At 59.5% G+C, this 14,029-nt stretch carries 15 protein-coding genes; 6 read left to right on the top strand and 9 right to left on the bottom strand.

Annotated elements, in window-relative coordinates:
• Positions 1-26: 26 nt before the first annotated feature.
• Genes ACN0TA_RS14245 through ACN0TA_RS14255 form a run of 3 tightly spaced genes read left to right on the top strand, consistent with a single transcriptional unit; the run spans position 27 to position 2,071 of the window.
• Complete coding sequence (locus tag ACN0TA_RS14245; RefSeq protein ID WP_417584073.1) at positions 27-878, top strand: ATP-binding cassette domain-containing protein; 852 nt, start codon at positions 27-29, stop codon at positions 876-878.
• Positions 871-1,671 (top strand): metal ABC transporter permease, encoded by an 801-nt coding sequence (locus tag ACN0TA_RS14250; RefSeq protein WP_417584075.1) that lies wholly within the window; start codon positions 871-873, stop codon positions 1,669-1,671. The genes ACN0TA_RS14245 and ACN0TA_RS14250 overlap by 8 nt, the downstream gene beginning before the upstream one ends.
• Before the next feature lies 1 nt (position 1,672).
• Positions 1,673-2,071, top strand: a complete 399-nt coding sequence (locus ACN0TA_RS14255; RefSeq protein ID WP_417584077.1) for a Fur family transcriptional regulator — start codon at positions 1,673-1,675, stop codon at positions 2,069-2,071.
• 70 nt (positions 2,072-2,141) lie between these two features.
• Here ACN0TA_RS14255 and ACN0TA_RS14260 read toward each other — a convergent pair whose 3' ends face one another.
• The 5 genes from ACN0TA_RS14260 to ACN0TA_RS14280 all read right to left on the bottom strand — a co-directional run bounded on the left by ACN0TA_RS14260 (position 2,142) and on the right by ACN0TA_RS14280 (position 8,370).
• On the bottom strand, positions 2,142-2,867 hold the full coding sequence (locus tag ACN0TA_RS14260) for an SIMPL domain-containing protein (RefSeq protein ID WP_417584079.1): 726 nt from the start codon (positions 2,865-2,867) through the stop codon (positions 2,142-2,144).
• Positions 2,868-3,015: 148 nt separating this feature from the next.
• Positions 3,016-4,674: an ABC transporter ATP-binding protein gene (locus tag ACN0TA_RS14265; RefSeq protein WP_417584081.1), complete on the bottom strand. Its 1,659-nt coding sequence runs from the start codon at positions 4,672-4,674 to the stop codon at positions 3,016-3,018.
• Complete coding sequence (locus ACN0TA_RS14270) at positions 4,674-5,612, bottom strand: ABC transporter permease (RefSeq protein ID WP_417584083.1); 939 nt, start codon at positions 5,610-5,612, stop codon at positions 4,674-4,676. Before ACN0TA_RS14270 ends, ACN0TA_RS14265 begins: the two co-directional genes overlap by 1 nt.
• 2 nt (positions 5,613-5,614) lie before the next feature.
• Complete coding sequence (locus tag ACN0TA_RS14275) at positions 5,615-6,595, bottom strand: ABC transporter permease (RefSeq protein ID WP_417584085.1); 981 nt, start codon at positions 6,593-6,595, stop codon at positions 5,615-5,617.
• Between the two features lie 197 nt (positions 6,596-6,792).
• Positions 6,793-8,370 carry an ABC transporter substrate-binding protein gene (locus ACN0TA_RS14280; protein WP_417584087.1) on the bottom strand — a complete coding sequence of 526 codons (1,578 nt, stop codon included), beginning with the start codon at positions 8,368-8,370 and terminating at the stop codon, positions 6,793-6,795.
• 618 nt (positions 8,371-8,988) lie between these two features.
• On the opposite strand from ACN0TA_RS14280, the gene ACN0TA_RS14285 reads away from it, so the two are divergent.
• Together ACN0TA_RS14285 and ACN0TA_RS14290 are read left to right on the top strand one after the other, a co-directional pair.
• Entirely contained in the window at positions 8,989-9,480 is a 492-nt protein-coding gene (locus tag ACN0TA_RS14285; RefSeq protein WP_417584089.1) for an RNA polymerase sigma factor, read from the top strand.
• Entirely contained in the window at positions 9,477-10,082 is a 606-nt protein-coding gene (locus ACN0TA_RS14290; RefSeq protein WP_417584091.1) for a hypothetical protein, read from the top strand. Before ACN0TA_RS14285 ends, ACN0TA_RS14290 begins: the two co-directional genes overlap by 4 nt.
• Positions 10,083-10,089: 7 nt before the next feature.
• On the opposite strand, the gene ACN0TA_RS14295 is transcribed toward ACN0TA_RS14290, so the two are convergent.
• Entirely contained in the window at positions 10,090-10,437 is a 348-nt protein-coding gene (locus ACN0TA_RS14295) for a VOC family protein (RefSeq protein WP_417584093.1), read from the bottom strand.
• A gap of 129 nt (positions 10,438-10,566) precedes the next feature.
• Between ACN0TA_RS14295 and ACN0TA_RS14300 the strand changes: the two genes are divergently transcribed.
• Positions 10,567-11,004, top strand: coding sequence for an RrF2 family transcriptional regulator (locus ACN0TA_RS14300; RefSeq protein ID WP_417584169.1), 438 nt, complete (start codon positions 10,567-10,569; stop codon positions 11,002-11,004).
• A gap of 24 nt (positions 11,005-11,028) precedes the next feature.
• On the opposite strand, the gene nagA is transcribed toward ACN0TA_RS14300, so the two are convergent.
• The 3 genes from nagA to ACN0TA_RS14315 are packed head-to-tail and all read right to left on the bottom strand — an operon-like array spanning position 11,029 to position 13,979.
• Complete coding sequence (nagA, locus tag ACN0TA_RS14305) at positions 11,029-12,180, bottom strand: N-acetylglucosamine-6-phosphate deacetylase (RefSeq protein ID WP_417584095.1); 1,152 nt, start codon at positions 12,178-12,180, stop codon at positions 11,029-11,031.
• Positions 12,177-13,202: an SIS domain-containing protein gene (locus tag ACN0TA_RS14310; RefSeq protein ID WP_417584097.1), complete on the bottom strand. Its 1,026-nt coding sequence runs from the start codon at positions 13,200-13,202 to the stop codon at positions 12,177-12,179. The genes nagA and ACN0TA_RS14310 overlap by 4 nt, the downstream gene beginning before the upstream one ends.
• 18 nt (positions 13,203-13,220) lie before the next feature.
• Positions 13,221-13,979, bottom strand: coding sequence for a GntR family transcriptional regulator (locus ACN0TA_RS14315; protein WP_417584099.1), 759 nt, complete (start codon positions 13,977-13,979; stop codon positions 13,221-13,223).
• Positions 13,980-14,029 lie beyond the last annotated feature (50 nt).

The following is a 14,029-nucleotide window of genomic DNA, read 5'->3' on the forward strand; positions in this document are numbered from 1 at the left end:
TCAATGCACATCTCTCAGGATTGGGCATGAAAAATTTTTCAGCGCAGAACCGTCCCGATACGCGCGACACTATTGTCAGGGTCGAGGGCGTGGGGGTCAAGCGCGACGGCCGATGGCTGGTGCGCGGGGTGGACATGGCGATTGCGCGCGGCGAAATCGTCACCCTGATCGGGCCGAACGGCTCGGGGAAATCAACGACGGTCAAAACAGCACTGGGCATCATCAAGCCCGATGAGGGCAGTGTATGGCGGGCCAAGAACCTCTCCATCGGTTATGTGCCGCAAAAGATCGCCATAGACCGTTCGCTGCCCATGACCGTTGCGCGATTGATGAGCCTTGTGGGGCGCCCAACACGGGCAGAGATTGCTGCGACGCTGGAGCTTGTCGGCATTTCCCACCTTGCGCGCGCGCAGGTGCATTCGCTTTCAGGCGGCGAATTCCAACGCGCCCTGATTGCCCGCGCCGTGATCGGGCGTCCTGATCTTCTGGTGCTCGATGAGCCCGTACAAGGGGTGGATTTTTCCGGAGAGGTTGCGCTTTACGATCTGATCGGGCGCATTCGCGACGAGACGGGTTGCGGGGTCATTCTGATTTCCCATGATCTGCACGTGGTGATGGCGCGCACCGACACGGTGATCTGCCTTAATGGGCATGTGTGCTGCCAGGGGACGCCCGATAGCGTGGCCGCGAGCGGGGAATATGCAGCGCTGTTCGGCCCACGGGCTGCGGAAACGCTGGCGATCTATCGCCATGAGCACGACCACGCGCATCTGCCCGACGGCACAGTGCGCGATGCTGCGGGGCAGCTCCATTTCGACCATCACGCCCACGGCCCTCATTGCGACCATGACCATAAAGAGGGACGCACCCATGCTTGAGAGCTTTTTCACGCGCGCACTGATTGCCGGTGTGGGACTGGCAGCGGTGACCGGTCCGCTGGGAAGTTTCATCGTGTGGCGGCGAATGGCATATTTCGGCGATACTATGGCTCATTCGGCCATTCTGGGCGTGGCGCTGGCGCTGTTCTTTTCGTTTTCCCCGGTGGCCGGGGTGTTTGCAATCGCTGTCTTGGTGGCCTTGATCCTGGCGCTGCTGCAACGCCGGGCTACGCTATCTGCAGATTCCCTGCTTGGGCTATTGAGCCATTCGGCCCTGGCGCTGGGGCTGGTGATGGTCTCGCTGATGCCTAATGTGCGGATCGACCTGATGGGACTGCTGTTCGGCGACATCCTGGCGGTCTCGGTGAACGATCTGGTCCTGATCTATGGCGGGGGCATCGTGGTTCTCGGGGTATTGGCATGGCTCTGGCGACCAATGCTGGCGGGCACCGTGTCCGAGGACATCGCGCAGGCCGAAGGGCTGAACCCAGAACGCTCGCGGCTGATTTTCATGGTATTGCTGGCGGGGCTGATCGCCATTTCGATGAAAATCCTTGGCGTCTTGCTGATCACCGCAATGCTGATTATTCCGGCAACGGCAGCGCGGCGGCTGGCCAACACGCCCGAGCAGATGGCAATTTATGCCAGCATTGGCGGAATTGCCGCCGTTCTTGCAGGCTTGTGGGCATCGCTGCATTTCGATACGCCATCCGGACCTTCGATCGTGGTTGCGGCGCTCTGCGTTTTCGCTATTACCTCCATCGTCCCGCTTGGCAACAAGGGAGCCGCTTAAGATGAGTGCGCATTCCGATCTTACCCGTAATCAATCCCTGGTGCTCGATCGGCTGGAAAAAGCCGAAACGCCGATGAGCGCCTATGCGATTTTGGATCAGTTGCGCGATGACGGGCTTCGGGCGCCGCTTCAGATCTACCGGGCGCTTGAAAAGCTCCTCGATATGGGGCTGGCGCATCGGCTGGAGTCGATGAACGCTTTCGTTGCCTGCGCCCACCCTCATTGCCATGAGTCAGGACTTATCGCCTTTGCGATCTGCGAGAAGTGCGGGCAGGTCTCGGAGTTTTCCGACGATGTTGTGCGCGAGCGGCTGAACGGCTGGGCGGACCAGGAGGGGTTCGTGGTCAAGCGCACGACCATGGAAATACGAGGCGAATGCAGGGTTTGCGCAGCTGCCTGATTTTGACTGACGGCGCGAACCGCGCCACCGGCGATCGTCATGCGTATGTGCTATGTGGGACGGCCCGCGATCACTCAAGGAAATAGGTGATCGTCGTTACGACCCTGACCTTCTTGTCCATCTGCTTTTCGCTGCGCTGATCGGGGATTTCGACGGCAGCGAGGATTTCAAAGACACCCTGATTGGCTGTCTGGATGGTGCCCACTTGCGCGCCAGCTTCATCGGCAAACTGCTGGGCGGCTTCGCGGGCGCGTTGAGTGGCTTCAGCCAGCATGTCGGTTTTCAGGTCGGTCAGTGCCGTAAAGACGTAAGACGGGCCGGCATTGTAGCTGTCTGAGGAAAACACCACCCCGGCGCGCAACAGATCGCCGATGTCGCGCGAGGCGGCGGCGATGGCTTCCACATCGTTTGAGGTGACCATGAACTCCTCGGTCAAGACGAAGCGCGCCTCGTCTGGGGTGCTGCCCGCGTTGTAGCCGGCGAGGCGATCCTCGACCAAGATGTTGTTGACCTGCATAGCCCCGTCTTCAAATCCGCGATCGGTGAGGAACGAGCGCACGGCGGCATCGGAGGTTTCAAGCTGGGCGCGAGCGTCTTCGAGGGTGGGGCCGGTGGCAACGAACTTGATGGGCCAATAGGCGAGATCGGCGGTGACGTTACGCTCGGAGAGGCCCTTGACCGTGACTGTGCGGATCGGCTGACGGGATTCGACGAGCGCCTGCCCGCCTAACCAACCGGCCAGCGCCAGCCCGATTGCGACCAAAAGCGCAGCAATGATGCGCGAAACAGATTGCATGATGGGTCCCCAATTACTCTATCCGGTCGCGACACTGCGGTTGAAATATCCAAATGTTCGCGCACCAAAAAACGCCCCCCGGCGTGCAGCCGATGGGGCGCTCTAATTGTGGTGGGTTTTGGGCGAAATCGCCCTCCCCGCAACCTGATCAGGCGACTTTGGAAATATCGGGCACAGCGTCGAGCAGCATGCGGGTATAATCGGCCTTGGGCGCGCCAAAGATCTCTTCAACCGGCCCGCTTTCGACGAGATGGCCATTGTGCAGGACGCCAACAGCGTCGGCCATCTGGCGTACAACGGCGAGGTTGTGGCTGATGAGCAGATAGGTAAGGCCAAACTCTTCCTGCAACCGGCTCATCAGTTCGAGTACCTGTGCCTGAACCGAGACGTCCAGAGCCGATGTGGGCTCGTCGCAGATGATAAACTCAGGCTGGCTGGAAAGCGCACGGGCGATGGCGATACGCTGGCGCTGGCCACCCGAGAACTCGTGGGGATATTTGCGCATCGAGATTGGGTCGAGCCGCACGCGCTCGAGCAGATCGGCAACGCGCTCGGCAATTTCACCGGGCTTTCGGGCGATGCCAAGTGCGCGCATTGGTTCGGCGATGATCTCCCCGACCCGCCAGCGCGGATTGAGGCTGGCATAGGGATCCTGAAAGATCATCTGAATCTTCGAGCGCCGTTTTGCAGCGGCACCCTTTGACCAGATATCAGTACCCTCAAGCGACACAGTGCCCGAGGTGGGGGGCAAGAGGCCGACCATCATGCGCGCGCAGGTGGATTTTCCCGACCCCGATTCTCCGACGAGACCATAGGTCTGCCCGCGCTGGATGGTGAAGGACACATCTGTGACGGCCTTGACGATCTTGCGGTTGCGACCGGTGAGCCGGGACAGAAAGGAGCCGGACAGGTCGAACTCCTTGTTGAGCCTGTCAACGACAACGAGCGGCTGGTCGGTTTTCTCCGAAGCGAAGCTGTCGCCCTTGGCGACGGCCGCCGCGAAACGCGGATTCTGTGCCTTGATCGAGGGAATGGCCTCGATCAGTTTGACCGTATAGGGCTCTTTGGGCCGATTGATGATATCGCCCACCGAGCCGGTTTCAACGATCTCGCCCTTGTTCATGACGATCATGCGGTCGGCAGCTTCAGCGATGACGCCCATATCATGGGTGATGAGCATTACGGCGACGCCACGCTCGGCGCAAAGGCGCTTGAGAACCTTGATGATCTGGGCCTGAACCGAGACGTCGAGTGCCGATGTCGGCTCATCGGCAATCACCAGTTCAGGTTCGGCCGCCAGCGCGAGCGAAATCACCACGCGCTGACGCATGCCGCCGGAAAACTGATGCGGATAGGAATCGATGCGGCTTGCGGGATCGGGAATACCTGCATCGGCCAGAAGGGCAATCGCACGGTCACGCGCTTCATCCTGGCTGAGCGGCAAATGGCGCCGGATCGTTTCGATAAGCTGTTCACCAACAGTGAACAACGGATTGAGCGAGGTTAGCGGATCCTGCATAACCATACCGATGCGGCGCCCACGGATCTTGCGCAGGCTTTCCTCGTCCAAGCCATCGATCCGGTCCCCGCTCAGGGTGATCGATGCCGAAGAAATCTCTCCCGGAGGATCAATGAGACCCATGATGGCGGTGCCGGTCATCGATTTACCGGCGCCCGACTCGCCGACCACCCCCAGAACCTCACCAGGCATGATGTCGAACGAGATGGAATTGACGGCTTTGAAATCGCCGCGACGCAAGTGAAAGACGACTGAAAGGTCTTTGACGGAAAGAACAGGTTCGCTCATCAGCGCAGCCTTGGATTTAGGGCGTCACGCAGCCAGTCACCCAACAGGTTGACCGACAGGGCAAGAAGCACAAGCGTGATGGCAGGGAAAAACAGGATCCACCATTCACCGGAAAACAGGAACTGCTGGCCGATGCGGATCAGTGTGCCCAGCGAAGGCTGGGTGGGCGGAACGCCGACGCCGAGGAACGAGAGCGTGGCTTCGGCAATGATGGCGAGCGCCAACCCGATGGTACCGATAACCAGAACCGGTCCCAAAACGTTAGGCAGGATATGGCGGATCAGGATGAACACCGGTTTGACCCCAATGATCCTGGCCGCAGAGACATAGTCCTTTTGCCGCTCGACCATTGTCGTGCCACGCACGGTTCTGGCGAACTGCGCCCAGTCTGAAAGCCCGATGGAAAAGATCAGCACAAAGATGGCCATGGACTCACGCTGGTTGGGCGGAATAATGCCGCGCGCGATGCCGAAGATCAAAAGCGCGATCAGAATCGAAGGAAACGAGAGCTGAATGTCGGCGATCCGCATGATGATGGTATCGGTCAGCCCGCCGCGATATCCTGCAATCAGGCCAAGCGTGACGCCGAGGACCATGGCGAACAGGATTGCAGACAACCCCACCATAAGCGAAACGCGACTGCCATAGAGAATGGCCGAGAACACGTCGCGCCCCTGATGGTCGGACCCAAGCAGGAAGAAGCTGCCGGAAAAACTCTCGCTCATGGGCGGGGTAAACCCGTTCATGAGGTTGAGGGTGCGCGGATTAAACGGGTCGTATGGCGCGATCCAGGGCGCAAAAATCGCGGCAAGGATCAGAACGGCTGCAACGATCGAGGATACGATGGCGACCGGCGAGGTGCGGTAGGAATAAAACACATCGGAATCGATGATGCGGGCCATCCGGCTCTTGGGGGCCAAAGGGGTGATGTCGTTCATGTTCAGTGCCCCTTTGCCGCGCCGACCCGCAAACGCGGATCAACGACGTAATAGAGAATGTCGACGATGAGATTGACGACAACGAAGACAAAGCCGACAAAAATCAGATAGGCCGCCATGACCGGCACGTCGACGACAGCGACCGACGACAGAAACAGCGAGCCGATACCGGGCCATTGGAACACGGTCTCGGTGATCAGCGCGCCCGTGATGATCGAGCCCAATTGCAGGCCCGCGATGGTGATCACGGGGACCATGGTGTTTTTCAGCGCATGGGAGAAATTGATGGCGCGCTTCGAAAGCCCGCGAGCCCTTGCGAACTTGATGTAATCCTGGCGCAGCACTTCAAGCATTTCGGCGCGTACAAGACGCATGATCAGCGTCATCTGAAACAGCGAAAGCGTGATGGCCGGCAAGATAATCGAACGCAGCCCGGTTTCAGTGAAAAACCCTGTACGCCACCAGCCAAGATCAATCACTTCGCCCCGCCCAAAACTGGGCAGCCATTGCAGCTCTACGGCAAAGATGTAGATCAACCCGATACCGATGAGGAATGTCGGTAGCGACACCCCGATAAGCGAGAATGCCATGATGGCAGCGGCGCCCGGATTCTTGCGGTTCAGCGCAGTAAACACGCCAGCCAGGATGCCGAACACGAGTGCAATGGTGGCCGAGGTCAGCGCCAGTTCAATGGTCGCTGGCAAACGCGACATGATAAGATCGGCAACCGGGGTCTGAAGACGGTACGAGATACCGAAATTTCCCTGCAGCGCGTTGACGATGAACCGGAAGAACTGTTCGTAGAACGGGTCATTGAGCCCGAGACGTTCGCGCAGGACTTCCTGATCGGTGATCGAGGCTTCCTGGGACACCATGGACGCGACAGGGTCGCCGACATAGCGGAACATGATGAAAGAGATCAGAGCGACAGCAAGCATCACCAGTACGGATTGCCCAAGTCGCTTGAAGATGAAGGCCAGCATCGATGTGGTCTCCGTAAACGCTAGTGCGCTTCAGCACGGGATACCCCGAACCTATGTGCATTGCGTTTTACTGTATCGGAAAATTCGCCGACGACAATCGCGGCCATAGGCTGGCGATCTTGTCGAGATAAACGAAACGCCGCGCCACAAATTTGAAGACCAAAAGTGTGGCGCGGCGCGCTGTCAGGATGAAAATCTTACTCGAAGACGATACCTGTCATGGACGGCTGGTTTTCCGGATGCACGGCGAGGGTCAGGTCGTCGCGCATTGCGTAGGCCAGAACCTGGTTGTGGACCGGGATGAAGACGCGGTCTTCCTGAACCTGAGCCCAGATGTCGGCCATTACGCCATTACGGGCTTCAAGATCGGTCATGGTGCCGAGCGAGACGATCATCTCGTCGACTTCCGGGTTGGAATAGAGACCGATATTGTAGGTGCCGTACTCTTCGCCCTTGGAGTGAACCAGATCGTTGAAGATGTAGGCCGAGTCAAAGGTCGGAACGCCCCAACCGAGGAGATAGAAATCGGTTTCATTGGTCAGGATCAGCGGCGAATGCTGAGCCACTGGCCGCGAAGCCAAGGTCACATCGATACCGATCTGGCCGAGCATGCCCACGACAGCCTGGGAGATCGCTTCGTCGTTGACGTAGCGGTCATTGGGCGTGTCGAGCGTAACCGAAAAGCCATCGGCATAGCCGGCTTCGGCCATCAGCTCGGTGGCGCGGTCGATATCAACTGCGGGACAGGCATCGAGCTCTTCGGTCCAGCCGTTCACGAACGGGGGCGCATTTACGCAAGTGGGCAGCGACTGGCCGCGCATCACGACCTGACGAATGGCATCGCGGTCAATGACCAGCGACATGGCTTCACGCACCAGCGGGTTTGCGAAGGGGTTTTCGTCAGTGACGTTGGAGCTGATCAGCGGCTCGTCATCCATGGCGTAACCGAAATAGATCGTACGGTTCTCAGGGCCGGTTTCGACCTTGATGCCATCGGTGCTGGCAAGGCGCTCGATATCCTGGACAGGCACGTCCTGGACCAGATCGACTTCACCTGAAAGCAGCGCAGCGACGCGGGTCGCGTTGTCCGAAATCGGAGTGTAGATGATTTCGGTGACGGCGGGCGCATCACCCCACCAGTTTTCATTGACGTTGAGAACCGAGCGCACATCGGGATCACGTTCGGCAAGGATGTAAGGGCCCGTGCCATTGGTGTTGCGAACAGCGAAGTTTTCTTCGCCAGCCGCGAAATCCTGGACTTCCTGGAGGTCGTTTTCTTCCGACCAGCCTTTGTCCATCATGAACGTGTTGGTGATGTTGTTGGGATAGAGCGGGCTTGGACCAGCCATCTGGAATTCGACAGTGTAGTCGTCAACGGCGGTCACGCTCTCCACGTCGGCATGAAGCTGACGCATGTTGGAGTTGTCGGATTTGGCGCGGTCGATCGAGAACACGACGTCTTCTGCTGTAAACTCTTCGCCGCCATGGAAGGTCACACCTTCACGCAGCTCGAACACCCAGACGGTTTCGTCGCCTTCCTTGACATACCAATCGGTCGCAAGGCGCGGCTGAAGCGTGCCTTCCACATCGCGGTCGAGCAGTGTCTCGTAGATGTGGTGGTTGAAGGTGTGGGTCACGCCCTGGTTCTGCGAGTGCGGATCGAGCGTGAGCGCATCGGACTGACGGGCCCAGCGCAACGTTTCAGCGTTGGCCGCACCAATGAACATTGTGGAAGCAAAAAGAGCAGCCGAAATACCGGCAAGCGTGTTTCGCATATCGAGTTTATCCCCTTGAAATTACCCGCCACCGGCGCCTTTTGCCAGACGCCGATGGCGGAAGCCATCATCCAGAAAGCACCCGCGCCTGTTCGGCCGCAACGAGATACTGACTTGAGGGTCGAATATGTCGAAACGGCACGGTCAGACGATTAAGCTCTTCCTGTTGATCGATGTGCAGGGATTATCTTTTTTTGCATGATGATCCCTCCCTGCGACTTGGGGCCAGCAACGCGTGGGAGTTAAGCCCCAAGCGTTGCGCGCCGAAGCCGCAACAAAGCGTCTTTTGTTTGATCGCGCAATGGGTATGTGGCGGACGTTTACGTCAGATATACTGTCCTTATTTGACTACGTGGTCAAAAAACTGCCCAATTCCGGGCTATTCCAGCGTACTGCCCAGTACGATATGATCAAAAAATCGGCAAAAAAATTTTTGTGCGCGATTGCTGAACAGCCCGCAATTCGGTGTATGCGGCCGCGTTTCGCCTCACGATTTCAAAAAGGGCTGTAAGAATCTGGCACGAATGAGGACTAAACGAGCAGGCCCTTGAAAACAAAAACTGTATTGGATTTGCGGTGATACCGGCGCAGCGCTTGGACAGAGATCAATTGTACAGCATGGCGGTGCACCGTTTCGGCCCCGCCCTGGCGCGACTGGCGCGCGGATACGAGGCTGACGGGGAATTGGCGCGCGATCTCGAACAGGAGATGCATGTGGCGCTGTGGCGGAGCTTAGAGCGTTTTCGCCGTGAGGCCGAGCTGTCCACCTGGGTCTGGCGTGTCGCGCACAATACAGGCGCCAAGCATGTGCAATCGGCCACCCGCCAGAAACGCCATGCCCCGCTTGTCCCAATCGAGGATGTCGAGCTGGCCAGCGATCAGGCGGGGCCGGAAGTCCAGACCGACAAGGCTCTGAAATTGAAGCGCCTTTATGGGTTCATCCATGCACTCGAGCCGCTCGATCGTCAGGTGATGCTGCTCTATCTCGAAGATGTGGACGCCGCAGCCATCGGCGAGGTGACCGGCCTGTCGCCGGGCAGTGTGGCTACCCGAATCCATCGCATCAAGGCTGCCTTGTCTGCACGATTTGAAACGGGAGACACGCCATGAGCCCCCACCCCAACGGAACCGAGCCGACGCGCCTGCACGATTTGTGGACTGAGCAGGACACGTCAGTTCAAGAATTCACGCCAGAGGTCCTTGCACGAAGCGCTGCAGCGCTGGACGCCAGAGTGCGCAAGCGCAATATGCTTGAATATATCGCCGCCGGTGCCGTTATCGTCGTTTGCGTCATCGTTTCGGCCATCACAATTGCCGCGGGCATTTCAGATGGTGCCGAAGGCATTGCTTTGGGGGGCATGATAGCGCTGGCGGTTGGTGCGGCAGTGGTGGCATGGCAGCTCCACGCACGCACCGGACAACCAAGGGCTGCAAGTGGCCAAGAGACCACGCTTGATGCAATGCGGGGAGAACTGGTCCGTCAGCGCGACGCACTGAAGGCGATATGGAGCTGGTATCTGCTGCCGTTTGCGCCGGGCCTGATCTTGATCTATGGCGCCGATTTCTTCCGGCCCGAAGCCAATCCGGCGCTCTCGCTGGGGCTTCTGGTCGCTTCGGCGGGGCTAGGCTTGTTTGTCGGATGGATCAACCATATGGCGGCCCGCCAAATTGACACCGAGATAAGACGGATTGATGCCGAACGCGCGCCTTAGCCCGAACTTATCTGGCGGGAGGCTCCCAAAGCTCGATGGGATTGCCTTCGGGGTCATGGATGCGGGCAAAACGGCCGGTTTCGGGCGTATCCCATTCCGCGCGGGTTTCCACTGTGATGCCCGCCGCAGTGAGGTCTGCCATTAAGGTCGAGAGATCATCGACGCGGAAATTGATCATCCATTGCTTGTCGTGGGGGAAATAGTCGGTTTCGCGCTGGAAGGGCGCAAAGACAGTCATGCCTGTCTCCTGCTCCCAGAAACCGGGGACGCCCAGATGAGCCTCGTACCATCGGGCCAGCGCTTCGGTGTCGCTGGCGCGGAAGAACACGCCGCCTATTCCTGTCGCCTGCGCCATTCCCAGCCTCCCTGACATCTTGCAACATTGGGTTATGTTGCAAGACAAAGGTCAAGAGGTTGCGCCGGAGGGCAAGGCCAATTATGACATAATTGCCTTTTTTGTGAGGAGTGCCTGCCTCTCGTGTCGATGATATCGCAAAAAGCCCGCTACGCCCTTCGCGCCCTTGTGGCGCTTACACGTGCCGGCCATGGTGAAAGCCTGATGATCTCGGAAATTGCCACAGGGCAGGACATTCCGAAAAAATTCCTCGAACAGATTCTGCTCGAACTCAAGCGCAGCGGCGTTGTGATGTCCAAGCGCGGCAAGGCCGGTGGCTATCTGTTGCTAAAAACGCCCGGAGAGATCAGCTTTGGCGAGGTGCTGCGGATCATTGACGGTCCGATTGCGCCCCTGCCCTGTCTGTCGAAAATCGCCTACCGGCGATGTATCGACTGCCGCAGTGAGGACGATTGCGAAATCCGGCACGTGTTTGCCAAGGTGACTGACGCCACCCGCGCCGTGCTCGATCGCACGACGCTGGCCGACGCAGTGGGGGAAGTCGATCTGCTGGAAAAAGCCAGCTAGAGCGGACTAGACCCCACTCGGCTTTTACCCGAAAGCCTTTTCGCCCTCGACCCAGACGCCTGAGACATCAAGCGTGTCCGAGAGGTGAACGAGTGAGGCTGCCGCTCCTGCACCCAGATGGCCCATCGTGTCGGCCAGACCGACTGCCTGAGCGGGGTAGAGCGAAGCCATGCGCAGCACCTCATCGAGATCAAGCCCGATGGTCCTGTGCATATAGGTCACAGCATCGATCATGGTAAGATCGGCCCCGGCCAGTGTACCATCGGCAAGCCGCAACGCGCCATCCGCCCTGACGATTTCACGCCCATTGAGCGCAAAACCGGTCATGTCGGTGCCCATGGGCGACATGGCGTCGGTGACAAGGAAGATCTTGCCCGGACCGGTCTTGGCGCGCAGGGCGATGGCGATGGTGGCAGGGTCGACATGGATGCCATCCGCAATGAGTCCGGCCCATACACCATTGGCCAGAGCCGCACCGACAAGTCCGGGCTCGCGATTGCCAAGCTGACTCATGGCGTTGAACAAATGGGTGACCATCGACGCCCCGGCCCCGAAGCCCGTCACAGCGCCAGCAATACCTGTATCGGAATGACCGAGCGACACCGTCACGCCCGCCTGCACCAGCCTTGCGATCTGATCGGGCCCGACGGATTCGATGGCAACAGTGGTCAACAGGGCAGGCATGGCCTGCCCAGCTTCAGCGAGGGCCGTCAGATCGGCTTCATCCATGGGGCGGATAAAACCGGGATTGTGGGCGCCCTTGCGCGCCACCGACAAATGCGGCCCCTCGATATGGAGACCGGCAAAACCGGGCACCTTCTGTTTGTGTGCGGCAACGCCGGCATCGAGCGCGGAGCGGGTGACCTCACGGGTATCGGTGACCAGGGTCGGCAGCAGCGCGGTGGTGCCGAACTGGAAATTGGCGGCACAGAGCTTGCGCAAGCCCTCGACGCTCCGATCCTCGTTGAACAGCACGCCGCCGGCGCCGTTGACCTGAAGATCGACAAAGCCCGGCGCAAGCATGCCGTGGTCAAGGTCGATCCGCCTCGCTTCGGCCGGAACATCGTCGATACGGACAAGCGATTTGACGCGGCCATTCTCGATCAGAACCGCCTGCCCCTCGTGCCAGGCGGTGCCGTCGAAGATTTTGGGCGCCGAAATGGAAAGCATTGTCATAGCGTGGATGTCACCTTGCGCAGGTGCGGGGGCTCGTCGGGATTGAAACCACGATGGCGAGCCAGCGCTTCGATAAAGCCATAGAACGAAATGACCAGAGCAATCGGATCGGTCAGCGGATGACCGGTGCGCGCGACGGGCAGCGCGATGCCCGTGCCGGGTTCGGGGTCGGTGACAAAGACCGAACCGCCCTGCCCCTGGAGCCGTGAACACGTTTCCAGAATGGACCCGCGGGCCTTGTCATCAGCGCTCAGAGCAAGCACCGGAAAGCCCTTCTGAACGATTGCAGCCGGGCCGTGGAGCACTTCAGCGGTGGAATAGGCCTCGGCATGAAGACCGGAGGTTTCTTTAAATTTGAGCGCAGCTTCATGAGCGATGGCGGCGCCGGGGCCGCGCCCCAGCACGTAGAGCGAATTGGCATCGGCAGTCGCTTCAACAAGTGGCGACCAGTCACAGGCCAGTGCCTTTTCGAGGGATTGCGGCAAAGTATCGAGTGCGGACAGAAGGGCCTTGTCGCCCGTCCAGCCGGCAACCAGCGCCAGACCGGCCACGGCCGAGGTGACGAATGTCTTGGTGGCGGCAACCGATTGTTCGGTGCCCGCGCAGATGTCGACGACGTGGTGCGCCGCTTCAGCGAGCGGGGAGCCATGGGTGTTGGTGATGGCGATCGATGTGGCGCCCGAGCGCCGGGCACTCTGGAGCATGGCGACGATATCGGGGCTTTTGCCCGACTGGGAGATGCCGATGGCGGCAGCGCGATCGAGCTTGAGATCGACGCCATAAATCGAAGCTATGGACGGCCCCACCGAGGCGACGGCAACCCCTGTCGAAAGCTCGCATGCATATTTGAAGAAGGTTGCAGCGTGGTCGGACGATCCGCGTGCGATGGTGACGATGAGGCGCGGATCGGCATCGGCGAGCGCCTTGGCGGCTGCGTCGAGCGCCGGACGTCCCTCTCCGAGCAATCGGGCGACGGCAGCGGGGATTTCGGCGATTTCGCGCTTCATATGGGTTTGGGTCATACCAGCGATGGTCCTTTTTTAGTTCTGCAGGCGCAATTCGGCGACGAAATCATAGGCGTCGCCACGATAAATCGAGCGGGTGAATTCAACGATCCGACCGGACGAAAGGTAAGAGGTTCGCTCGATACGCAAGCTGGCGGCGCCGGGCGCGACCTCGAGCAGATCGGCATCCTGTTTGCCCAGGTTGAGCGCCGCTATGCGCTGAATGGCACGGACCGGGCGATTGCCGGTTTCATCGAGCTTTGCGTAAAGCGAATGGGCAATTGAGTTGGGGTCAGGCAGCACCGATGCGGCAATCGACGCGCGCTCGATGGCGAGCGGATTGCCGTCGGCGACACGCAAGCGGGCCACGCGGGCCACCTTTTCGCCGGCACCCAGACCGAGAATTACGGTTTCCTCATTGGAAGGGTCGTAAAGCCCGCGATCAAGCCATTGGGAACTCAAGATCATGCCGCGCCGCGCCATATCCTCCGTGAAAGAGGTGAGGCTGGAAAGCGACTGCTCAACCCGCCGAACAGTGGCGGCAACAAAAGTTCCTGAGCCGTGACGTTGAATCAAAATACCATCAGCCACAAGATGCTGCACGGCTTTGCGCACTGTGACGCGGGATATTTCGGCAGTGGCAGCGATGTCGCGTTCCGAAGGCAGCGCATCGCCGGGATTGATGAGGCCCGACTTGACTGCATCCTCGATGGATCGGCGCAGGCGCATATACAACGGACCGCCGCTTCGCGCCCCGGCAGTTTGCCGAAATATGTCCTCGATGGTGGCACTCATCGGATCGCTCCTCAGCCGGCGAGACGCCGGGCACCCACATTGACCAGCAT

The organism is Pelagibacterium sp., assembly GCF_048264985.1.
Classification (GTDB): Bacteria; Pseudomonadota; Alphaproteobacteria; order Rhizobiales; family Devosiaceae; genus Pelagibacterium.

Coding starts and splice junctions, on each gene's coding strand:
- ACN0TA_RS14285 (WP_417584089.1), top strand. CDS start 8,989: ATGGCGGTGCACCGTTTCGGCCCCGCCCTGGCGCGACTGGCGCGCGGA.
- ACN0TA_RS14280 (WP_417584087.1), bottom strand. CDS start 8,370: ATGCGAAACACGCTTGCCGGTATTTCGGCTGCTCTTTTTGCTTCCACA.
- ACN0TA_RS14315 (WP_417584099.1), bottom strand. CDS start 13,979: ATGAGTGCCACCATCGAGGACATATTTCGGCAAACTGCCGGGGCGCGA.
- ACN0TA_RS14270 (WP_417584083.1), bottom strand. CDS start 5,612: ATGAACGACATCACCCCTTTGGCCCCCAAGAGCCGGATGGCCCGCATC.
- ACN0TA_RS14290 (WP_417584091.1), top strand. CDS start 9,477: ATGAGCCCCCACCCCAACGGAACCGAGCCGACGCGCCTGCACGATTTG.
- ACN0TA_RS14295 (WP_417584093.1), bottom strand. CDS start 10,437: ATGGCGCAGGCGACAGGAATAGGCGGCGTGTTCTTCCGCGCCAGCGAC.
- ACN0TA_RS14275 (WP_417584085.1), bottom strand. CDS start 6,595: ATGCTGGCCTTCATCTTCAAGCGACTTGGGCAATCCGTACTGGTGATG.
- ACN0TA_RS14250 (WP_417584075.1), top strand. CDS start 871: ATGCTTGAGAGCTTTTTCACGCGCGCACTGATTGCCGGTGTGGGACTG.
- ACN0TA_RS14310 (WP_417584097.1), bottom strand. CDS start 13,202: ATGACCCAAACCCATATGAAGCGCGAAATCGCCGAAATCCCCGCTGCC.
- ACN0TA_RS14265 (WP_417584081.1), bottom strand. CDS start 4,674: ATGAGCGAACCTGTTCTTTCCGTCAAAGACCTTTCAGTCGTCTTTCAC.
- ACN0TA_RS14260 (WP_417584079.1), bottom strand. CDS start 2,867: ATGCAATCTGTTTCGCGCATCATTGCTGCGCTTTTGGTCGCAATCGGG.
- ACN0TA_RS14245 (WP_417584073.1), top strand. CDS start 27: ATGAAAAATTTTTCAGCGCAGAACCGTCCCGATACGCGCGACACTATT.
- ACN0TA_RS14300 (WP_417584169.1), top strand. CDS start 10,567: ATGATATCGCAAAAAGCCCGCTACGCCCTTCGCGCCCTTGTGGCGCTT.
- nagA (WP_417584095.1), bottom strand. CDS start 12,180: ATGACAATGCTTTCCATTTCGGCGCCCAAAATCTTCGACGGCACCGCC.
- ACN0TA_RS14255 (WP_417584077.1), top strand. CDS start 1,673: ATGAGTGCGCATTCCGATCTTACCCGTAATCAATCCCTGGTGCTCGAT.